The 20,380-nt window shown below is 60.1% G+C and carries 28 protein-coding genes; 11 read left to right on the top strand and 17 right to left on the bottom strand.

What is annotated here, in order from left to right; genetic code table 11:
- From AC1Q5W_RS02245 to AC1Q5W_RS02215, 7 genes are all read left to right on the top strand, one after another.
- The gene (locus AC1Q5W_RS02245) at positions 1-849 is read left to right on the top strand and encodes a hypothetical protein (RefSeq protein ID WP_492704021.1); all 849 of its coding nucleotides are present in this window, start codon (positions 1-3) and stop codon (positions 847-849) included.
- Entirely contained in the window at positions 846-1,556 is a 711-nt protein-coding gene (locus tag AC1Q5W_RS02240) for a Crp/Fnr family transcriptional regulator (protein ID WP_492646091.1), read from the top strand. Before AC1Q5W_RS02245 ends, AC1Q5W_RS02240 begins: the two co-directional genes overlap by 4 nt.
- A 10-nt stretch (positions 1,557-1,566) precedes the next feature.
- Positions 1,567-2,226, top strand: a complete 660-nt coding sequence (locus AC1Q5W_RS02235) for an FMN-binding negative transcriptional regulator (protein ID WP_492646090.1) — start codon at positions 1,567-1,569, stop codon at positions 2,224-2,226.
- A 1-nt stretch (position 2,227) separates the two neighbouring features.
- Positions 2,228-2,437 (top strand): hypothetical protein, encoded by a 210-nt coding sequence (locus AC1Q5W_RS02230; protein ID WP_492646089.1) that lies wholly within the window; start codon positions 2,228-2,230, stop codon positions 2,435-2,437.
- 64 nt (positions 2,438-2,501) lie between these two features.
- The gene (gene tadA, locus AC1Q5W_RS02225; protein WP_492646088.1) at positions 2,502-3,923 is read left to right on the top strand and encodes a tRNA adenosine(34) deaminase TadA; all 1,422 of its coding nucleotides are present in this window, start codon (positions 2,502-2,504) and stop codon (positions 3,921-3,923) included.
- The gene (locus tag AC1Q5W_RS02220; protein WP_492646087.1) at positions 3,916-5,697 is read left to right on the top strand and encodes a putative bifunctional diguanylate cyclase/phosphodiesterase; all 1,782 of its coding nucleotides are present in this window, start codon (positions 3,916-3,918) and stop codon (positions 5,695-5,697) included. Before tadA ends, AC1Q5W_RS02220 begins: the two co-directional genes overlap by 8 nt.
- A 58-nt stretch (positions 5,698-5,755) precedes the next feature.
- Positions 5,756-6,712 (top strand): LD-carboxypeptidase, encoded by a 957-nt coding sequence (locus AC1Q5W_RS02215; protein WP_492646086.1) that lies wholly within the window; start codon positions 5,756-5,758, stop codon positions 6,710-6,712.
- 18 nt (positions 6,713-6,730) lie between these two features.
- On the opposite strand, the gene AC1Q5W_RS02210 is transcribed toward AC1Q5W_RS02215, so the two are convergent.
- Positions 6,731-7,051, bottom strand: a complete 321-nt coding sequence (locus tag AC1Q5W_RS02210; protein ID WP_492646085.1) for a hypothetical protein — start codon at positions 7,049-7,051, stop codon at positions 6,731-6,733.
- A gap of 366 nt (positions 7,052-7,417) precedes the next feature.
- Between AC1Q5W_RS02210 and AC1Q5W_RS02205 the strand changes: the two genes are divergently transcribed.
- Positions 7,418-8,335 (top strand): adenylate/guanylate cyclase domain-containing protein, encoded by a 918-nt coding sequence (locus tag AC1Q5W_RS02205; RefSeq protein ID WP_492646084.1) that lies wholly within the window; start codon positions 7,418-7,420, stop codon positions 8,333-8,335.
- Positions 8,336-8,619: 284 nt separating this feature from the next.
- Here the strand turns inward: AC1Q5W_RS02205 and AC1Q5W_RS02200 are convergent, their stop codons facing one another.
- Positions 8,620-9,216: a nuclease domain-containing protein gene (locus AC1Q5W_RS02200; protein ID WP_492704019.1), complete on the bottom strand. Its 597-nt coding sequence runs from the start codon at positions 9,214-9,216 to the stop codon at positions 8,620-8,622.
- On the opposite strand from AC1Q5W_RS02200, the gene AC1Q5W_RS02195 reads away from it, so the two are divergent.
- Complete coding sequence (locus AC1Q5W_RS02195; RefSeq protein WP_492646082.1) at positions 9,100-9,462, top strand: DUF2513 domain-containing protein; 363 nt, start codon at positions 9,100-9,102, stop codon at positions 9,460-9,462. The two genes, AC1Q5W_RS02200 and AC1Q5W_RS02195, sit on opposite strands and share 117 nt — an antisense overlap.
- A 109-nt stretch (positions 9,463-9,571) precedes the next feature.
- Positions 9,572-9,772: a hypothetical protein gene (locus AC1Q5W_RS02190; RefSeq protein WP_492646081.1), complete on the top strand. Its 201-nt coding sequence runs from the start codon at positions 9,572-9,574 to the stop codon at positions 9,770-9,772.
- A gap of 124 nt (positions 9,773-9,896) precedes the next feature.
- Here the strand turns inward: AC1Q5W_RS02190 and AC1Q5W_RS02185 are convergent, their stop codons facing one another.
- The 9 genes from AC1Q5W_RS02185 to AC1Q5W_RS02145 all read right to left on the bottom strand — a co-directional run bounded on the left by AC1Q5W_RS02185 (position 9,897) and on the right by AC1Q5W_RS02145 (position 15,114).
- The gene (locus tag AC1Q5W_RS02185; protein WP_492646080.1) at positions 9,897-10,943 is read right to left on the bottom strand and encodes a DNA-binding protein; all 1,047 of its coding nucleotides are present in this window, start codon (positions 10,941-10,943) and stop codon (positions 9,897-9,899) included.
- A 268-nt stretch (positions 10,944-11,211) separates the two neighbouring features.
- Positions 11,212-11,337, bottom strand: a complete 126-nt coding sequence (locus AC1Q5W_RS02180) for a hypothetical protein (protein ID WP_492646079.1) — start codon at positions 11,335-11,337, stop codon at positions 11,212-11,214.
- A gap of 85 nt (positions 11,338-11,422) precedes the next feature.
- Positions 11,423-11,635, bottom strand: a complete 213-nt coding sequence (locus AC1Q5W_RS02175) for a DUF3330 domain-containing protein (protein WP_000993245.1) — start codon at positions 11,633-11,635, stop codon at positions 11,423-11,425.
- Between the two features lie 65 nt (positions 11,636-11,700).
- A complete protein-coding gene (merE, locus tag AC1Q5W_RS02170; RefSeq protein ID WP_001087807.1) occupies positions 11,701-11,937 on the bottom strand; it encodes a broad-spectrum mercury transporter MerE in 237 nt (78 codons plus the stop codon).
- Positions 11,934-12,299 (bottom strand): mercury resistance co-regulator MerD, encoded by a 366-nt coding sequence (gene merD, locus AC1Q5W_RS02165; protein ID WP_001277463.1) that lies wholly within the window; start codon positions 12,297-12,299, stop codon positions 11,934-11,936. The genes merE and merD overlap by 4 nt, the downstream gene beginning before the upstream one ends.
- Before the next feature lie 17 nt (positions 12,300-12,316).
- Positions 12,317-13,999 carry a mercury(II) reductase gene (gene merA, locus AC1Q5W_RS02160; RefSeq protein WP_003055149.1) on the bottom strand — a complete coding sequence of 561 codons (1,683 nt, stop codon included), beginning with the start codon at positions 13,997-13,999 and terminating at the stop codon, positions 12,317-12,319.
- Between the two features lie 38 nt (positions 14,000-14,037).
- Positions 14,038-14,445 (bottom strand): organomercurial transporter MerC, encoded by a 408-nt coding sequence (gene merC, locus AC1Q5W_RS02155; RefSeq protein ID WP_000522993.1) that lies wholly within the window; start codon positions 14,443-14,445, stop codon positions 14,038-14,040.
- Between the two features lie 27 nt (positions 14,446-14,472).
- Entirely contained in the window at positions 14,473-14,748 is a 276-nt protein-coding gene (gene merP, locus AC1Q5W_RS02150) for a mercury resistance system periplasmic binding protein MerP (RefSeq protein WP_000732276.1), read from the bottom strand.
- Positions 14,749-14,763: 15 nt separating this feature from the next.
- Positions 14,764-15,114, bottom strand: coding sequence for a mercuric transport protein MerT (locus AC1Q5W_RS02145; RefSeq protein WP_001294660.1), 351 nt, complete (start codon positions 15,112-15,114; stop codon positions 14,764-14,766).
- A 71-nt stretch (positions 15,115-15,185) separates the two neighbouring features.
- Between AC1Q5W_RS02145 and merR the strand changes: the two genes are divergently transcribed.
- Complete coding sequence (gene merR, locus AC1Q5W_RS02140; protein ID WP_001166628.1) at positions 15,186-15,641, top strand: mercury resistance transcriptional regulator MerR; 456 nt, start codon at positions 15,186-15,188, stop codon at positions 15,639-15,641.
- Positions 15,642-15,928: 287 nt separating this feature from the next.
- On the opposite strand, the gene AC1Q5W_RS02135 is transcribed toward merR, so the two are convergent.
- The 6 genes from AC1Q5W_RS02135 to AC1Q5W_RS02110 are packed head-to-tail and all read right to left on the bottom strand — an operon-like array spanning position 15,929 to position 20,371.
- Positions 15,929-16,168, bottom strand: a complete 240-nt coding sequence (locus AC1Q5W_RS02135; protein WP_492646078.1) for a DUF2789 domain-containing protein — start codon at positions 16,166-16,168, stop codon at positions 15,929-15,931.
- Entirely contained in the window at positions 16,155-16,673 is a 519-nt protein-coding gene (locus AC1Q5W_RS02130) for an SRPBCC family protein (RefSeq protein ID WP_492646077.1), read from the bottom strand. The genes AC1Q5W_RS02135 and AC1Q5W_RS02130 overlap by 14 nt, the downstream gene beginning before the upstream one ends.
- A gap of 2 nt (positions 16,674-16,675) precedes the next feature.
- The gene (locus AC1Q5W_RS02125) at positions 16,676-19,066 is read right to left on the bottom strand and encodes a heavy metal translocating P-type ATPase (protein ID WP_492646076.1); all 2,391 of its coding nucleotides are present in this window, start codon (positions 19,064-19,066) and stop codon (positions 16,676-16,678) included.
- 31 nt (positions 19,067-19,097) lie between these two features.
- Positions 19,098-19,391: a heavy-metal-associated domain-containing protein gene (locus AC1Q5W_RS02120; RefSeq protein ID WP_492646075.1), complete on the bottom strand. Its 294-nt coding sequence runs from the start codon at positions 19,389-19,391 to the stop codon at positions 19,098-19,100.
- 57 nt (positions 19,392-19,448) lie between these two features.
- Positions 19,449-20,099, bottom strand: a complete 651-nt coding sequence (locus AC1Q5W_RS02115; protein ID WP_492646074.1) for a methyltransferase family protein — start codon at positions 20,097-20,099, stop codon at positions 19,449-19,451.
- A complete protein-coding gene (locus AC1Q5W_RS02110) occupies positions 20,096-20,371 on the bottom strand; it encodes a DUF2933 domain-containing protein (RefSeq protein WP_492646073.1) in 276 nt (91 codons plus the stop codon). Before AC1Q5W_RS02110 ends, AC1Q5W_RS02115 begins: the two co-directional genes overlap by 4 nt.
- Positions 20,372-20,380 lie beyond the last annotated feature (9 nt).

The raw sequence follows: 20,380 nt of genomic DNA, 5'->3' as shown, positions 1-20,380 counted from the left end.
ATGGACGCAACCATTCCTTCACCATCTTCCTCCCCGAAACCTGCAAGGGTTTTGCAGGCCATTGGTGCCATGGGCTCGGTATTGGCACTGGCCATTTTGGGCTCCAGTATTTTTCTGCGCCTGACTACGGCCGTGGGGGAGGGCGGCGTCCTGGCATCCACCTTGCCCCCGACGGTGGAAGGTGTCGCCCGCATGGTGCATCGCCTGTCGGCCTCGGGTGTCGGACTGCTGGCGCTGTTGGCCACCGTTCTGTGCTGGCGGCGGCCCGCCGTGGCGCTGGCAATCCGGCCTACGGTGGGAGTCGTTGCGGCGACCGTGGTGCTGGCGGTGATCGGTCCGCTGACGCCCGGCTACCGGTTTGCGGCCGTCACGGTTGCCAATGTGGTGGGGGGAACCGTCTTGCTGGCGTCCTTCTGGTGGTTGCGCGAATCGCTGGCCACTGCGCACACGCGTCGTCCGCCCGGCCATCCCATGCTGTTCGTGACGCTTCTGGTGTTCTTCCTGCACGTGGGCTTGGGCGCTGCCGCCAGCGCCCTGGAGATGCGCGCCATCCACTGGGTGGCCTTTCTCCACGTGGGCACGGCTATGCTGACCAGCATGCTCGTTGGCTCCATCCTGTGGGATCGACGTGAACACCAGCCTCTGGCAAAGCTGGTCGGGGCCCTGGCAGCGTTGCTGGCCGCTCAACTGGCTCTGGGCTTGCTTCTCCTCTGGGTCGGCGGACGGCCGCCCGGACTGGGACTGGTGCATGCCATGCTGTCGCCGCTATTGCTCGCCGGTCTGATTTCCATGGCGCAACGCGACACCATTGAAAGACCGGCCACCCCCTCGCAGGAGCCCTGCAAATGAATGGATCTACCTTGCCGCCCGCCAGCGCACCCGTCCAGCATTTCCTGCTCAATATCCCGCTGCTGCGCGATGCGACCGCCGACGAGGTGGAGCGCATGGCCGTTGGCACCCGGCGCCTGAAGGTGGCAAAGGGCGAGATGCTGTTTCACCGCGGAGACCCGTGCGACGGATTCTGGGTGGTTCTCTCCGGCCAGATCAAACTGTCGGTGGGCTCCGAGCAGGGGATGGAAAAAGTCATTGAAATACTCGGGCCGGGCCGGACTTTTGGCGAGGCAGTCATGTTCATGGACATGAACTACGTGGTGTCGTCGCAGGCCCTGGCCGATTCGGTGGTGTTGCATGTGCTCAAGAGTACCGTGTTCTCGGAGCTGGAGCACAACCCGACCTTCGCCCGCAAGATGCTGTCTGGCCTGAGTCGCCGTCTGCATGGCTTGATTCGCGACGTGGAGTCCTACTCCATGCGTTCAGGAACCGAGCGCGTGATCGGCTTCCTGACACGCATTGACGGCAGCGAAAACGACAGCGACAGCAACGCCTCGACCATTACCCTGCCGGCGAGCAAAGTGACCATTGCCTCGCGCCTGAACCTCACACCCGAGTATTTTTCGCGCATTCTTCACGACCTTGCCGCAGCCGGGCTCATCGAAGTCAGCGGCAAGACGATTCGCGTACCGGACCTGCAGCGCCTGCGGGATTTCCGAGCCTAGAGGGCCAGCCATGTACCTGCCACCCCAGTTTCAGGCCAAAGACCACGCGATCGCGCAGGACCTGATGCGGGCCTACCCGTTTGCCAGCCTGATCAGCACCGATGATGCAGGCCTGCCGTTTGTCACGCACCTGCCATTGCATCTGGAAACACGTCCGGCCTGCGGCGATCAGCCGGCCCGAGACGTGCTGCTGGGTCACGTCGCCAAACCCAACCCGCATTGGCGTTACCTGCAGGCCCGTTCCACCGCTGTCGTCACCTTTGTGGGGCCACATGCCTACCTGTCCCCCAAGGTCTACCCCGATTTGGCGCGGGTGCCGACCTGGAATTACCTCGCGGTGCACGGCACGGTCCAGGCCACGCTGATTGAAGATCCCTTGGCCAAAGACCGGCTGCTGAAGAAACTCATTGGCGACCACGAACCACCGTATGCCCGACAGTGGCAGGAGCTGGACGAAACATTCGCCCACAAAATGCTGGCCGGTATCGTGGCGTTTGAGCTGGTCATCACCGATCTGCAGTGCAAAGTCAAGATCAACCAGCACCGGCCGGAATCCCACGCTGCCATGCACGCAGGGTATGCCCAGGGCAATGAAAACGAGCAGGACTTGGCACGCTGGATGCGCCGCCTGGGGCTCCATGCCGGCTCAGACAATCACGGAGAAAGCTGAAATGCGCGTCATTCTTGGTGTATTGAGCCTGTTGCTGGTGCTGGCAACCGTTGGGGTGCTGGTCAAGAAACAGATGGGAGCCCTGTCAGTCGCGCCCACGCTGGCTCCGGCCGCCACACCGCAACAGCAGAGTCAGCAATTGCAGCAGCAAGTGCGGCAATCGGTGGAGGGCAACCTGCAGCAGGCCCGCCCCATGCCCGAAGACAAATGAAGTGTAAAAACCACTTCTGAACCCCGTGAAATCTGCGTAAGCAGCTACAAAATACATAGCAAACATGCGTGATACCGTCTTCATGCAGATCGCACTGGCCCAGGCGCGCGCGTCTGCGGACGCGGGTGAGGTTCCGGTGGGCGCGGTGGTCGTGAAGGATGGCCAGGTGATTGCCACCGGCCGCAATGCGCCCGTTGGCGGAAATGACCCCACTGCGCATGCCGAAATTGTGGCCTTGCGGGCTGCGGCCCAGGTGCTGGGCAACTACCGGCTGGAAGGTTGCGAGTTGTATGTCACGCTGGAGCCCTGTGCCATGTGCAGCGGAGCCATGCTGCACGCCCGACTGGCCCGCGTTGTGTACGGTGCGGCCGACCCCAAGACGGGCGTGGCCGGTTCGGTGCTGAACCTGTTTTCCAGCGTCCAGCTTAACCACCAGACCGTGGTGCAAGGCGGGGTGCTGGCCGATGAGTGCTCGGCAGTGCTGCAGGCTTTTTTCCAGCGCAAGCGTGAAGAGAAGACCCGGCAGAAGAGTGCGCTGTATCCGCTGCGCGAGGATGCCCTGCGAACCCCCGAACAGCGGTTTGCGGACCTGGACGGCTATCCCTGGGCACCGCACTATCTGGCCGATCTGCCGTCGTTGGCCGGTCTGCGGATGCACTACCTGGATGAAGGTCCCCGGGATGCACCGCTGACCTATCTGTGCCTGCATGGCAACCCGGCCTGGAGCTATCTGTACCGCAAGATGATTCCGGTGTTCCTGGCCGCCGGGCACCGCGTGGTGGCGCCCGACCTGATCGGTTTTGGCAAAAGCGACAAGCCCAAGAAGGAGTCCGCCCACCGTTTTACCTGGCACCGCCAGACCTTGCTGGAACTGGTCACGCGTCTGGATTTGCGCAACATTGTCCTGGTGGTGCAGGACTGGGGTGGGCTGCTGGGCCTTACGCTGCCCCAGGCTGCGCCTGGGCGCTATGCAGGCCTGCTGGTGATGAACACCACCCTGGGAACGGGCGACACGACCTTGTCGCCGGGTTTCGTGGCCTGGCGGGAAATGTGCGCCAAAAACCCTGAATTTGATATTGCCAGGCTGCTGACCCGCGGCAACCCCCAACTCACCAGCCGCGAGGCCGCGGCCTACATGGCGCCTTTCCCCGATCGGGGTTACCGTGCTGCCACCCGCGCCTTTCCGGCCATGGTGCCAGAGCAAGCGGATGCCGATGGCGCTGCCATTTCCCGCGAGGCCCGCCTGTTCTGGCAGGAACACTGGACGGGACAAACTCTGATGGCGATCGGCGTACAGGATCCGGTCCTGGGTCCGCCGGTGATGGAGGTGTTGCAACGCAGCATCCGGAACTGTCCTGAACCGCTGCGCCTGGAAGGGGCAGGGCATTTTGTACAGGAATTGGGCGAACCGGTGGCCCGCGCTGCGATTGCCTACTTTTTGCCTTCTTTGACGCCCACGATTGGTGCACAATGTTCCAATGAATAACGCGCCGCTGCCCGCCACACTGGGGGACCCTGACACGCTGCATTTTCTGGATGACGAAAGTGTGGACGGTGGTGCACGAGAGCCGGTGTGGCGCCTGTTGGTGGTCGATGACGAGCCGGATGTCCACCGCGCAACGGCCTTTGCGCTGGCCGGCGTCAAGATCCTGGGGCGTGCACTGGAGTTCCTGCATGCGTATTCGGCTGCCGAGGCCGCCGAGCTGCTGCGTACCGAGGTGGACGTGGCGGTTGTGCTGCTCGACGTGGTGATGGAGCGCGAGGATGCCGGGCTGGCACTGATCAAGACCATTCGCCAGGACCTGAAACTGACCGAAGTGCGCATCATCCTGCGCACCGGGCAGCCCGGTTATGCGCCCGAGATCGAAACCATCCACGATTTCGACATCAACGACTACAAGACCAAATCGGAACTGACACGCACCAAGCTGTACGCCACGGTGACGGCGGCCTTGCGCGCCTACGAGCAGATACGCAAGCTTGATGAACTGGCGTTTTATGACGGCTTGTGCAAATTGCCCAACCGCAACAAGTTCATTCATCTGCGCGATGAGCGGCTGGCCAGCGGCTTGTTCCCGGACGACGTGCTCGCTATCGTTGACATCGATGACTTCTCAGAAATCAACGATGCTTTGGGGCATCAGCAGGGAGACCGTTTGTTGCAGGCGGTGGCGGAGCGGTTGAAGCGGGAGTTGGGCGACGACGTCGTGCTGGCACGCATCGGCAGCGACACCTTTGGGCTGATGGGGGCTCGCAGTCTGATTACGCCTCAAAAGGTGTTGACTCTGTTCAGTGAGCCCTTCGTGGTGCAGGATGACGCCATGCTGGTGACCGCCACCGTCGGGCTGAATCCCCTGCAGGGTGCGGCGGTCACGGGCCGTGATGCCTTGAAAGATGCCAACACCGCACTCAAGCTGGCCAAGAAGAAGTGGCGCGGGAGTTTTGTGATCTTTTCTGCCGCCATGGGCACGGACACCCGCGAGCGTGTCCAGCTCATGCAGAACTTGCGCAATGCCGTGGAGCGGGAAGAACTCTTCATCGTGTACCAGCCGCAGGTGAACCTTGCCAGCGGCAAGGTGGTGGGGGTGGAAGCCCTGCTGCGGTGGCAGATGGACGATGGCACCTTTGTGCCGCCGGACCGCTTCATTCCGCTGGCCGAAGCTTCGGGTCTTATCGTGTCCCTGGGTGACTGGGTGTTGCGCATGTCTTGCCGTGAACTGGTACGGCTGCAGGCCCTGGGCTTCCCGGATTTGCGCATGTCGGTCAACGTGTCGCAGATCCAGTTCCGGCACCCAGAATTTCTGGACCAGCTCCATGCCACCTTGGTCGACACCGGCATCCGCCCACATTGCCTGGAGCTGGAAATCACCGAATCGGTGGCCATGGAAGACGCCGATTTCATGCTGGAAATCCTGCACAAGGTGCGGGAGTTGGGCATTTCCATCGCCATTGACGACTTCGGAACCGGCTACTCGTCGTTGAACCACCTGCGGCAGTTGCCCATTGACCGGCTCAAGATCGACCGTGCCTTTGTGTCGGAACTCAATGAGCAGGTCATGGGGGGGCATATTGCTTCCATGGTGGTCGAGTTGGGGCGCAACCTCAACCTCACCGTCATTGCTGAAGGCATTGAGGACGAGGCGCAGGCACAGACCCTGTTGCGCTTGGGTTGCCACGAAGGCCAGGGGTATCTGTACGCTCGGCCCATGACCGCTGCGCACCTGACGCAGTGGCTGCAAAACCGGCGGTGCGCTCACTAGGCAAGCGCACCCGGCAGGGACACGCTGGGTTCGCGTTTGGCTGCCGGATAATGATGCCGTGAAAAAACATATTTATATCTATTCCCCCTCCGGGGCCGTGCGGGACAAGGCCGCTTTCAAGCGGGGCATACGCCGTCTTCAATGGCTGGGGCACGAGGTTGAGGTCGACCCAGATGCGCTGGTAAGCCACATGCGCTTTGCCGGGGATGACGCGACCCGATTGGCCGCCATTCACCGCGCTGCGGCCAGCGGCGCCGACGTGGCGTTGATCTCACGGGGCGGCTACGGCTTGACCCGCATCCTGGGCGGCATCCGTTACAAGGCACTGGCCAAGGCCATTGAACGTGGCACCCAGTTCGTCGGCATCAGCGACTTCACCGCCCTGCAACTGGCCCTGTTGGCCCAGACGGGCAGCCTTACCTGGGCGGGGCCGGCGTTGTGTGAAGGTTTTGGCGTGGGGGGCAAGCCAGGCCAAAGCGACGGAAATGGCCATAGCGAAGAGGCCGTTCCGGACGACATCATGGAAGACTGCTTCAATGACCTGCTGACAGGGCAGGGGGAGGGGACCGGCTGGCGGCAGCACCGCGACCCCGCCCCCGAAGCGTTGCGTGTCCTGAACGCCACCGTTTGGGGCGGCAACTTGTCAATGCTGGTGTCCCTGCTGGGAACCCCTTATTTTCCCGAGATCAAGGGCGGAATCCTGTTCCTGGAGGATGTTGCAGAGCACCCTTACCGTATCGAGCGCATGCTCACCCAACTGCTGCACGCCGGCGTGTTGGCGCGACAGAAAGCCATTCTGATGGGCCAGTTCACCGAATTCAGGCTGACGCCCCATGACAAAGGCTTCAAGCTGCAAAGCGTGATTGAGTGGTTGCGCAGCCAGACCAAGACGCCGGTTCTGACCAATCTGCCGTACGGCCATGTCGCCACCAAGGTCCTGCTGCCCGTGGGTGCCAAGGCCGACTTGGTGGTGGAAGGGCGGGATGCCCTGATGGTGTGGGGCCACGCAACCTAGGTTGCGGCGGCCCCTCTCTCAGTCGCCCAGCGGGCTGGGACGGGTGGCCAGTCCTTTGGGCAGATGGCCCTTGAACAGGTCGCTGACGCGAGCCAGTTTGCGCCGTGCCGTCGCTTCGCCGTCCGTGGCGGAAAGCACGGCCATGACATCCCCCCGCAGATACCAGAGCTCCTGGATGTCGCTGGCGTAGGTCACCCGGAATTGAATCTGGGGGTACGCCGCGGCACCCGATGCACCCAGGCAATCCAGCATGGCCTGGCGAATGTCGTCCAGCGCCGCCCGTTCCCGGCTGCCGTCATCTTCGGCAGGGCTCTTGAACAGACCTTGCAAACCGGACATCAGATTAGATGGGGTCCAACGCATTTTGGTATTCAGGGCAATTTGTCGCAGCATCCTGCCAGTGTATTTTTTGGACAATAGGTGAAACGGGGCAAATAGTAAAGAAACAACCCTGTTTTCAAAGACTTGCGGTTGTAAATCAATGTAAAGCTTGCGCTTGTATCGTTGCGTTCACCGCCTGGCTTGTGCCCGGGGCAGGTCGCGGAGTGGCAAGTATGCGACCAGTGTTTGCGCCCTTATGCCTGAAAATATGCGGTGCTTGCGGGCTAAATCAGTGAATGGGGTCCTTGTCCCGGCCCCGTTGGTTTTCAAGAGCTGCGCAATGCCCTAAACTCTGCGGATACACAAGAATCGGAACTATTGGGAATGGGTGTTCAAACGACCGTTGTTTTCACGGATTTACATGGCAGCACGGCGGTGTTTGAAGCGTTGGGCAATGCCCGGGCAACGGAAACGGTTACCCAAATCACAACCTGGATCGCACGGCAGTGCGAACTCAGCGGCGGACGCGTGGTCAAGACGCTGGGCGATGGCGTGCTGGCGATGTTTCCGGACGGCCAGAGCGCGGTCAACGCCGTAGTTGAACTGCAACGCCTGCATTACAAGCGCATCATGCGCACCCCGGTCGATTTGCGCATGCCGATGCGTATTGGCGTGGCCAGCGGTGAAGTGGAAATCGTCGCGGGCGACTGTTACGGCGACGCCGTCAACGTCGCAGCCCGCCTGTGTGACCTGTGCGGGCCGCACCAGATCTGGGCCAACGCCGCCGCCCTGAGCGCGGTGGACGAAGCCCGTGGCATGACCTTCCGCATCCTAGGGCCCATCAGCATACGCGGCCGTGCAGAACCGTGCACGGTTTACCAGATCGAGTGGCGCGAAGAGGAAGCCTCTGATTTCCTGACCATGCAGGGCCAACTCGACCCCATCTATGCGTCCGGCGAAGTCGACGCGCTGGGCCGCGAGATTGAGCTGACCTGGATGGGGTACGCCAAGCGATTCCGTTCGTTTGACTTGCCTGTTCATATTGGCCGTGTGCGCAACATGGAGTTCGTGGTCAACGATCCCCGGGTTTCCCGTACCCATGCCCGGTTGGAGTGGCGCAACGGCAGCGTGGTGCTGGTAGATGTCAGCAGCTACGGAACCTGGGTCCGTTTCTCCGGCGGCGGTGGTTCCGATGTGCTGTTGCGCCGCGAAGAGTGCGTGCTGCACGGCCACGGTGAACTGGCACTGGGCGCTTCGTTTGCCGACGCCACGGTGCCAACGGTCGCATTTTCCATTCTGTAGGCGGCATTACAAGCAGCTTTGATGAAGTTCTTTACGCCGCGCCCATTGAGCGCGCTGTAGCTTTGGCCCCTAGCGTCAAGCAAATCGTTCAAATGACTTTTCGTTCAAGTTTTTTACGCTAAATCAAGTGACGCGAAACTCATTGACGTTCTGAGCTTTGATCATCAGCAAATTTGCACTATTGGGGCGAAGGTCCGTGCGGACAAGCTCGCAGAAAAAAACAATGGAGTTGGGCGGTCGAGTGGCCAAGGGAGCGCACCGAGCGCAGACTGTCGCGATAAGCCCTAACTTGGGGCCGGAGCCGCCGGGTCGGCCATCAATCCTGGGTATTGATTTGCCAAAATTGAACAGATCTTTTCATTAACCAGAGTCGTCGCGCCTGGTAGGAAGGGGAGCCCGCCAATTTCGACTTGGCCAATGCTTTTGTAGAACCTGTGCGTGCGATACGCGTCCTCGTCCGGGTAAGGAAACAAGGCTACGGCGCCAATCACGGCGCCGGTTTCCCACGCGCCGGACTTCATCGGATGCGGAATAGCTATGGCGTCGCGGTAGCGGTGCATCGTGTTCACATCATCGGTGGTTGGCCCCGGTCCCCCGTATTGCTTCACATAGTCCTTGTCAAACTGAATGCGGTATTTCGCGTCGAAGATGTAGAACCGAGAGGCACTAGCAAATTGGATGACATTGTCTGGCTGTTGGGCAATGGTAGGAAGTTTGTTGAAGAGTCGGTTGTAGACCAGGAACATGTCGGTGCCCGTCGGCGTATGGACGAAGCGCATCGCCGACTGCTTGCCCTTTTGCAGAGCAACAGTCTGGATGGTGAAGAGCCCGATGAGGACCTGGATCTTCCCGGGTATACCAACCATCAAATCGAATATCACGCAAAGTTGTTGATCGAAGCAGGAATGATTGATCCTGGCGGTACGGGCTCCATGAGCGGTTTCACGTTTCGGAGCCTAACTTGGGAGGGGCATGATTTTGTAGACGCGATTCGAGACGATGCGATTTGGACCAAGACGAAAAAAGGTGCTGGCGAAGTCGGTGGCTTCACTTTTGAACTTCTTAAAGACCTAGCCAAAGGCTTTCTTAAAAAGCAAATTGCGGACAAAACCGGCGTGCAGATTTGACTGGCTACCCAGATCTGAACTTGAAAATGGTAGAACACCTTCAGGACTGCTCCACAACAACGGTCAGAAACCATTGCATGTTCACAATTTCTTTACGAAAGGAAGAAGCATGAAGCAACCTGGACTTGATGATCGTCATCGGGACGAGGACGGCACGATTCACAAGAAGCGTGGCGACACTCTGAACCAGAACCTGCCTGGTGGGCCGATCTCGGAATTTGGCCCGAGGACGACACTGCAAAAGATGCGGGAGAAAACTGGGAAGGAAAGCGAGCGCGATGTGCGGAAGGCTGCGAAGAAGCTCCGTTGATTGTGCACAAAGGCCCGACAGTCTGCCTGGGTCTTCCCTCAATAGATATTGGCTGGGTTTATCCGATATAGGGTTCCCGTGCGAGCCGTGTCATTTTTGGCGTTAAGGAATTTCATTAATAAAATCAATTAGATGCAGCCTTCCCAGCTGCATCTTCAATGATCTTTGACACCTGAAGCCGGATTTGCTCCGTTACTCGCTCAGAAGTTTCCAGTTGGACTTTCATGGCCAGCACTTCGCCGCCAAGCTCCTGGACTCGACTGGCGGCCGCCAAACGCAACCCGGACTCCTTCTCCAACTCCAGCCGCAAGGAATTGGTCTGCAGCCTTTCGTGTTCCAACTGGCTGCCGACGATGTCGCGCTGACTTTGAGTCGCCGCTAGCCGGTCATTCAGACTCTTAACCTGCTCTTTCAGCTTTTCTAGTTGGGCCAGTTCTCGCCTCGCGCCACCCAATTCCGTTGTCAGTCGTGCCAGTTCCTGAAACGCTTCGGCTGATTTCAGCTGGGCATGCGTCAGGCTCTCCTTGAGGCTATGAATCTCATGCTGTAGGAACTGCACCTGGTTGTCGTGTTGCCGAGCCTCTTGCTCGCGTTGTTCGCGGCTGGCGTCCCTGAAGTGTTCTAGGGCTCGACGAGAGTCCAGGTACTTCGCTTCCGCTGTCGCTCGATGGCCAGCCTCCGATTCAAGCTGCAATTGGAGGTCTGTTGCCCGTTGTTCGGCTCTGTTTCGTGCCTGGGTTTCCCCAATGAATGCAGCGTGAAGATCCTCGTAGCGCCCCTTCTCTTCAGCAGCCTCCTTTTGAGACTCGGACAAGCGCTGTTTCAGTGCCAGGATTTCGGTTTGGGCGACTTTCAAGGCTTCCTGGCTGGTCTGAAGCTCTTTTTCATGAGTGGACTTAAGCAGCAAAACCTGTTGATCCGCTTCATCCTGAAGTTGTTCGGCCAACTTTTGTGTCAGATTCTGCAATGCCTCAGAAATGGCCACGCCTCTGCCCTTTGTCTTGGCGCCTTCCTCTTCTTCGATTTCTTTGAGGTATCGATGGATGGTTACTTTGGAGCCGGTATTCCCGAGCTCGACCCGCACAGCATCAATGGATGGATGACGCCCCTGGGCCATCAGGTTGTTTCGTGCGCGCACCACCTCAGATTTGTAGATACCGCTTCTGGCCATGACATGCTCCTACGATTTCATACTGGATTACATACCATGATATTACATACCATTTCATTGAAATTCAAGGAGTGCTAACGCCAAAATATGACATTGAATAATCCAAGATTATTGAATGTGATGTGTGTATGGGGGTGAAACAGGGCCGCTCCAAGTATTACCCCGCAGTCACATTCAGAGGGCGGACTGTATCCAGAAGGGCTCTGTGGCAGGCAGCCTCCGCCAGGAAAGCAACAGGGATGCTTGGCACAAGCGCAACCTCGGACGCTTATTTCGAAAGCTCCATCCTGCATCCAACAACACGCAAGCTACCCTCGTTGCTCATCTTCTTGAGCGCACGGTACAGCGCCTCGTGGGTCAGGCTCAAGTCTGTTGCCCACGCCTTCTTGGTCATGGACAACTCCGCCACGCCATGCACTCCTTCCGTCTCTATGTAGTGCCGGATGCGCTCTTCCGCGGTTCGAAGGCCTAGGTGTGCCTCAATCTGACGGCTGCGAACCGCCAGGGACAGGCGCAATGTCAGATTCTGTCGCGGCCTTGGCGCGTGCCTGGAAGCGTTCATAGCAATCCAGCCCGCAGAAATGTTCGACGTATTCCGCGCCTTCCGGGGTGAAGGCGGCATCGAGCGGAATTTCTTTGCAGCATACGCAGCAGGTGGTGCAACTGGCAGTGTTCGGGGCGTTTGCGTTCATGGTGGTACTCCTCCAGATTGGTAGCGAAGCTCAAAGCTGCCCACTCTCGGCTGGCTGGGAAGCGGTCATGATCTTCCCTTGAAGGCCCGCAGCAGCCGCGTCACAGACAGGACAAACAAGCCGGTCAGCGTGAGGGCTGCAATACCCCAGTGCTCCCCGATGAACGCGCCGGCCGTCGTGCCGGCTAGCACAATGGCGAGAATCGGCAAATGGCAGGGACAGGTGAGCACGGCCAGCGCGCCCCACAAGTAGCCGGTGATCGGTTTGTGCGTCTCAGACGGCAAGTGCTCTGGGCTGTTCATGGCAGACTCTCCGCGTGCTGTGCCGGTTCGGTTGGCATGGCGGCCAGTTGCATTTCGAGGCTGGCCAGGGCCTCGCGCCGACGCTCGACGAGTTGCCGCAACACGGCAAGCTGCGCAGACGCACCGTCACCGTCCGCAGCATCCAGCGCCCGGCACAGCCGCGCCAGTGCGTCCAGGCCGATACCCGCTTCGAAGGCAGCCCGTACAAAGCGCAGCCGTTGCAACGCGGTGTCATCGAACAAGCCGTAGCCGCCCGTGGTGCACGCGACCGGCCGTAGCAATCCGCGCAGCAGGTAGTCGCGCACGATATGCACGCTCACCCCGGCATCAAGGGCCAGCCGGGACACTGTGTAGGCGCTCATTGAACACCTCCTTTTCCTCATCCGGCGCAGCACGAAAGCTGCTTCACGTCCTTGCTGAAGGTCTGCGCCGCGAGCTTCAGCCCTTCGACCATGGTCAGGTAGGGGAACAATTGGTCGGCCAGTTCCTGCACGGTCATACGGTTGCGAATGGCGAGCACCGCCGTCTGGATCAGTTCACCCGCTTCCGGGGCCACCGCTTGCACGCCGATGAGCCGTCCGCTACCTTCCTCGATGACCAGCTTGATGAAGCCGCGTGTGTCGAAGTTGGCAAGCGCACGCGGCACGTTGTCCAAGGTCAAGGTGCGACTGTCGGTCTCGATCCCGTCGTGATGTGCTTCCGCCTCGCTGTAGCCCACGGTGGCGACCTGCGGGTCGGTGAACACCACGGCCGGCATTGCGGTCAGGTCCAGGGCCGCATCGCCGCCAGTCATGTTGATCGCAGCACGGGTGCCGGCCGCTGCCGCCACATAGACGAACTGAGGCTGGTCGGTGCAGTCGCCAGCCGCATAAATGTGTGGCGTACTGGTGCGCATGCCCTTGTCGATGACGATGGCCCCCTGCGCATTGGCAGCGACTCCCGCCGCTTCCAATGCCAGGCTGCGCGTGTTCGGTGCCCTGCCAGTGGCGACCAGCAGCTGGTCGGCGCGTATTTCACCGTACCCGGTGGTCAGCACGAATTCGCCGTCCACATGCGCGACCTGGCTGGCTTGCGTGTGTTCCAATACCTTGATCCCTTCGGCACGGAACGCGGCTGTAACGGCCTCGCCGATGGCCGGGTCTTCGCGGAAGAACAGCGTGCTGCGTGCCAGGATCGTCACTTTGCTGCCCAGCCGGGCAAAGGCTTGCGCCAGTTCCAGCGCCACCACAGACGAGCCGATCACGGCCAGGCGCTCGGGAATGGTGTCGCTGACCAGGGCCTCGGTGGAAGTCCAGTAGGGTGACTCTTTCAGGCCCGGAATCGGCGGCACGGCCGGGCTGGCACCCGTGGCGACCAGGCAGCGGTCGAACGCCACCACACGCTCGCCGCCATCGTTTAAACGGACGGCAAGGCTCTGGTCGTCCTTGAAACGCGCTTCACCATGCAGCACGGTGATGGCCGGGTTGCTGTCCAGGATGCCTTCGTACTTGGCGTGGCGCAGCTCATCGACGCGCGCCTGCTGCTGGGCCAGTAGTTTGCTGCGATCAATCGCAGGCACAGTCGCCGCGATGCCACTGTCGAATGGGCTTTCACGGCGCAAATGGGCGATATGGGCAGCGCGGATCATGATCTTGGACGGCACGCAGCCGACATTGACGCAAGTACCGCCGATGGTGCCGCGCTCGATCAGCGTGACGTTCGCACCTTGCTCGACGGCCTTCAGCGCCGCCGCCATCGCGGCTCCGCCGCTGCCAATAACGGCGACGTGCAGTCCGTCCCCATCACCACCAGCCTTGTCGCCACCGCCCAGCCATCCCAGCGCCTTGCCAAGCAGTCTGCCCCGCGCTGAAGTGGATGGGGCATCGGCGGGTGTGGCCTTGTAGCCGAGGCCGGCCACAGCGGCGGTCAGCGCCTCTGGCGAGGTGCCGGGATCGGTGGCGAGTTGCGCGGAGCCTTTCGGGTAGGACACGAGCGCCGACAGCACGCCCGGCACTTTCTCCAGGGCGTCCTTGACATGTGTCGCGCACGAGTCGCAGGTCATTCCGGTGATATTCAAATACATTGCATCGTTCCTTTTCGTTTCGGCAACTGCCAATGCAGTTAGCCGTGTTTGGGTGGTAGTTCGCAGCGGCGGTTGGCCGGTGAGAGCAGATCCCAGATCGACACCCCGATCATCAAGGCCAGACCGACATAGAGGAGGTTCGCCGTCCACCAATTGCCAAAAAACAAGAGCATGGCCGCCAGCACGATGGCTGGGCCGACCATCCCGAGCAGGCTGCGGTACCATTGCCGATGACTCAGCCAGCCCAGTGCATTCGCCAGCAAAGCCACGACTGCGAACAGCGGCAGCAGCTTGGAGATAAACAACCCTTCGTATTCCTGTAGAAAGCCAAGGCCGATGGCCGCGCCCAGGCTGGCGATAGCCGGGAAACAGGCAGCGCATCCCATCGCGGAAACAACGCTGCCAAGCGCGCCAGCCTTGTCGGCAATGCGTGTAATCAGTCCCATGATCGCCCCAGGTTCGGGTTCAGTGGCTCACTGCTTGACGCTGGACGGATAGCCCGCGTCTCCGGTTGCCTTGGTCAGCTTCTGCACGCTGGTCTTGGCATCATCGAACGTGACAACCGCTTCGCGTGTCTCGAAGGTCACGTCAATTTTGCTGACGCCTTCGACCTTGGAAATCGCCTTCTTGACGGTGATCGGGCAGGTGGAGCAGGTCATGCCCGGTACGGACAGCGTGACGGTCTGGGTGGCGGCCCACACGGGGGCAACAACGGCAGCGAGGGCGAGGGCGGCAAACAGTTTTTTCATGATGAACTCCTGTGATTAATAGAAAAATGGCATGACGTAGGGAAATCCGAGCGCGACCAGGACCAGCGCGGCCACGATCCAGAAAATGAGCTTGTAAGTAGCTCGCACTTGGGGAATCGCGCAGACCTCACCCGGTTTGCAGGCTTGCGCCGGGCGGTAGATGCGCCGCCAGGCGAAAAACAGCGCGACCAGCGCTGCGCCGATGAAGATCGGGCGATAGGGTTCCAGCACCGTCAGGTTGCCGATCCATGCCCCGCTGAACCCCAAGGCGATCAAAACCAGCGGCCCCAGGCAGCAGGCCGACGCAAGAATGGCGGCCAGCCCACCGGCGAAGAGCGCGCCGCGCCCGTTTTGTGGTTCAGACATACGCTTGTCCTTTCAAATTTGGTTTGGATAGCTTAAGCTTACTTCCGTAGTTATGTACGGAGTCAAGCGATATGCAAATTAATTTTGAGAATCTGACCATTGGCGTTTTTGCCAAGGCGGCCGGGGTCAATGTGGAGACCATCCGGTTCTACCAGCGCAAGGGCCTGCTGCCGGAGCCAGACAAGCCCTATGGCAGCATTCGCCGCTATGGCGAGGCGGATGTAACACGAGTGCGGTTCGTGAAATCGGCCCAGCGGCTGGGCTTTAGCCTGGACGAAATCGCCGAGCTACTGCGGCTGGAGGATGGCACCCATTGCGAGGAAGCCAGCGGCCTGGCCGAGCACAAGCTCAAGGATGTGCGCGAGAAGATGGCCGACTTGGCACGCATGGAGGCCGTGCTGTCTGAACTGGTGTGCGCCTGCCATGCGCGGAAAGGGAACGTTTCCTGCCCGCTGATTGCGTCACTGCAAGACGGAACGAAGCTCGCTGCATCGGCGCGGGGGAGTCACGGGGTGACTACGCCTTAGCGTGCTTTATTTTCCGAATTCTGAGACGACCCCTGGTTGCCGCAATCCACAAATGGTTCAACGCCCAAGTCTCTGATCATGGCAAGGATGCGATAGAACTTCATCGCCAGTGAATGCTGCATCGGTACGCAGTGCGTTTAACGCTGACCATTGCATCTCAATTTATAATTTCATTGTGAGCCACGAGGGTTGCGGGCGAAAGCCTCCCCCTTGGGACAATTGACAAAGCCCGCAGTCTGCGGGCTTTTCTTTTTCAAAATCCCAAAATGAGCAAGGGTGGGGTTACCTCAACTTGTGAAGCCAGTCAATCGAACGGCAAGCACATCAACCACCTCCGACCAATCTGAGTCATCAGCAAGCGCACGCCGCAGAAAATGGGCCTGGGCAGGCGTCCAAAATGCGGCATCCGGCAAAGAAACACCTTCTGCTAGGCGGTGTGCGGCAATGAAGTCGTCAATATCTTTGGCTGCACCAGAATATCCGAGCTGGCGAAACAGATGACTTAGATCGTGTTTATGGGTTTCCATTGCCATTCCCCTTGCAAAAAGCCTGCACTGCGTCGGAACTCATGCGTGACACACACCAATTGGCATAAAAGCCCCCGAGCAGTTTGCCTAACCAGCGGCCCCACCACCCTGCAGGTAAATCGTAGTCAATCCACACGCTCAATATGCTGTTTGGCGTGCCAGCTACCAATGTAAAGCCCATGCAATAGGGACCGATCACCAATAATCGGGGAGTTCCGATGGTTTCCCAGGCCTTGCGCAGGGGCGGAGCATAGTCGGTCACTTGTTCAGTTACGGACAAGTCCATGCCTAACACGCGCCCTTTCAGGGCAATGACCGAACCCACAGCCTGGCCATTGCGGTCATCGGTTTCGATATGCATGGACGCCCCGGCCATCATCAGTGATGGTTTCTCCATGTGTGTTGCCAGGCGTTGGTGGTCGTCCAGCCACTGGAACACGACCTCCGGGCTGGCGGCCACCAAGACCGTGGCCTCTTTGCGAAACGGCAATGCCGACTTGGTCACTATTAACGTCCCCGCAAACGCAGCGCGTTACCAATCACAGACGCCGAGCTGAAGCTCATGGCCAAGGCCGCGATCAGTGGGGACAACAACCAGCCAGTCCAGGCGAACAGGACACCTGCGGCCACCGGAATGCCGAGCGCGTTGTACAAGAAGGCAAACACTAGGTTCTGCTTCATATTGGCCACAGTATCTTCGGAAATCGAACGTGCCACGGCTATGCCGCGCAAATCTCCCTTGACCAGAGTGACTTGGGCGCTGTTCATGGCCACATCAGTACCGGTACCCATGGCAACTCCGACATCGGCGCGGGCAAGTGCCGGGGCGTCGTTGATGCCGTCACCGGCCATGGCCACGGTACAGCCTTCTTTCTGCAGGCGCTCCACCAGAGCCAGCTTGTCCTGTGGCTTGACTTCGCCATGGACCTCATCGATGCCCAGTTTGGCACCCACTGCTTTGGCGGTCGTATGTCCGTCGCCGGTGGCCATGACGATACGCAGGCCCGCTGCGCGCAATGTCGCCAAGGCCTCAGGGGTACTGGCCTTGATGGGGTCGGAGACGGCCAACAGACCTTTCAAAACACCATCCACCGCCAGGTGCATCACGCTGGCACCTTCAGCGCGTAGGGCTTCAGCCTGGGGTGCCAAGGCGGCCACGGAGACGCCCAGCTGTTCCATCAGGGTCGTATTGCCCAAGGCCAGTTGGTGTCCTTGCACGGTGCCGCGCACGCCTATGCCGGAGCTGGATTCGAAGCTTTCGGGCTTGTCCAGAACCATGCCACGTTCGCGGGCGGCACGCACAATGCTTTCCGCCAGCGGGTGTTCGCTGCCCTGATCCAGACTGGCCGCCAGGCGCAGGACTTCGTCGGCTTCGAATCCGGTCACCGGTACAACGCGGTCAAACGACGGGCGGCCTTCCGTCAAGGTGCCGGTTTTGTCGATGATGAGGGTGTCCACCTTGCGCAGGTTTTCAATGGCGGCAGCATCACGGAACAAGACGCCCTGGGTCGCTCCGCGCCCCGTGGCCACCATGATGGACATGGGCGTGGCCAGTCCGAGGGCACAGGGGCAGGCAATGATGAGCACCGCCACGGCGTTGATCAGCCCGTATACCCAACTGGGCGAAGGACCGAAGAAGCCCCAGCCAAAAAATGTCAGCAAGGCAATGGCTACGACCGAGACCACGAAATACCCCGCCACAACGTCCGCCATGCGCTGCATGGGTGCTTTGGAGCGCTGGGCTTGTGCCACCATTTGCACGATCTGGGCCAGCATGGTGGCCGAGCCCACGCGTTCCGAACGCATCACCAGGGCGCCGCTGGTGTTGAGCGTGGCGCCAATCACTTTGTCACCGGCCTGCTTGCTCACCGGCACCGGCTCGCCGGTCAGCATGGACTCGTCCACGGCGCTGCTGCCTTCGATCACTACACCGTCCACCGGCACTTTTTCTCCGGGGCGAATGCGCAAGACGTCACCGATGTGGACATGCGTCAAGGCCACATCTTCTTCGGTGCCATCCTCGCGGATGCGGCGAGCGGTCTTGGGTGCCAGGCCCAGCAGGGACTTGATGGCGGCCGAAGTCTGTGAGCGCGCCTTGAGTTCCATGATCTGCCCCAGCAGCGTCAGCGAAATGATGACGGCCGCGGCCTCAAAGTACACGGCCACACGCCCCATCGAAATGAAGGACACCGGAAAGGCTTGGGGCACCAGGGTGGCCGCCACGCTGTAGACGTAGGCGGCACCGGTACCCAGGCCAATCAACGTCCACATGTTGGGACTGCGCTGGACCAGCGACTGCCAGCCACGGGTAAAGAAAGGCCAGCCAGCCCACAACACGATGGGCGTGCCCAGTACGAACTCCACCCAGGTTTGCACCCGCATGTCCATCAGGTGCCAGCGCTCACCGAACATAGCCAGCACAAAGACGATGGCGGTCAATGGCAAGGTCCACCAGAATCGGTGCTGGAAGTCACGCAACTCGGGGTTGTCATCGTCTTCCAGGGTCGGCATGACCGGCTCCAGCGTCATGCCACATTTGGGGCAGTTGCCGGGGTGGTCTTGCCGCACCTCGGGGTGCATGGGGCAGGTGTACTCAGTGCCCAGCTTCTCCGGTTGGTGCACTGGCGCGGGAGATGGGGCTTGAGCGGGGGCACCCATGTACTGCATGGGACTGGCATCAAACTTGGTCTTGCATTTGGCGCTGCAGAAGAAAAAACTCCGACCCATGTGTTCCGATTGGTGCGCAGACTGCGCAGTAACTGTCATTCCGCAGACAGGATCTTTCAGTTCTGCACCCGAGCCAGATGCGGGGCCGGCCTCAGAATGCCCTGCGTGGTGCGCACCTGCTGCATGGGCGTGATCGTGCGTATGGCCTGCGTGTGGGTTCGTGCTGTTCATGGTCGCCTTTTCGTTCAAGTTGCGTCAGGGCTCAATGGCAGCAGCATCCACCCTTGCCGGCGCTACCACCGTGGCAATTCGCCCCTTCTTTTTTTGTACCCGAGGAACCCATTCCGAGGGCGACCGTGGCGGGGTAGTCCTCCTTGGCCAAGGCCGCAATCAATGATTCCGCCCCCAAGGGCAGATCACTGTCCACGCGGGCCCGCCCGCTGGCCAAATCGACGCTGACCTGGTTCACTCCAGGGACAGCTTGCAACGCCTTGGTGACATGCTTGACGCATCCGCCACAGGTCATGCCTTGCACGTTGAGTTCGATGGTTTGCATTGCATAAATCCTTAATTTCAAATGTGTGTAGCTGCACCAGCCTGCGCCATGAAGGGCTCAGGAGGCTGGCGAATCTTGACCAAAGCGTGGAATAAACCGCGGGGTCTTTTGAGCGTACCGCTCAAAATCTGCACCGAATTGCGCCAGCATCTCAGCCTCCTCGGTCATTGCCAATCGGCCGTACATCAGCAGCAAGACTGGGAACATGACCAGGGTCAGCACCGTGGGCCACTGCAACAGGAAGCCTAGCAAGATCAAGACAAAGGCTACGTACTGGGGGTGGCGGATGCGGGCATAGGGGCCAGCGGTGGCCAGGGTATGCCTGCGCTGGGCGTGATACAGGACGTTCCAGGCCGTGGACAGAAGGTAAAAGCCATAACCCAGAAAGACGTAGCTGGCGATATGCAGCGGGCCGAAATGTGGGTCACCTTTTTCGCCCAGCATAGTCGACCACAAGTGCCCGGCGTTGTGGCTCAGGATGTCGAGGCCGGGATAGCGGGTTTGTAGCCAGCCCGACAACAGGTAAATGGTCAGGGGAAAGCCGTACATCTCCACAAACAGGGCCACGATGAAGGCGGAAAACGCCCCAAAACTGCGCCAATCCCGCGCCGTGGCGGGTTTGAAAAAGCTGTAGGCGAACATGATGAAGATGGCCGAATTGAAGACGACCAGACTCCACAAGCCGTAGGCAGACTGTTCATGGTTCATGACGGATCTCCCGGTTTAGGTGGGGTTTGAGGCCCCGTGTTGGAGCCGGAACCCCCGTGGTGATGCCCATGACCACCATGTCCGCCGTGCATGAACACGTGCATCAAGGGACAGGCCAGCAAAAAGAGATAAGGCAATGCGCCCACGACGTGCGCCAAGTGCTCGGTCAGAAGGAAATAGCCTGCAATCGCTCCGATAACGACCAGGCCGATCGCGTAACGGGAACGCCAAAAGCTCGGTGGCGTTTCGTGCCCTGAATGGTCATGGTCCATGGTTGCCCC

Source organism: Rhodoferax sp. MLSD5-FHT05B10 (assembly GCF_058793415.1).
This window is presented reverse-complemented; position numbering and strand designations above follow the sequence as displayed.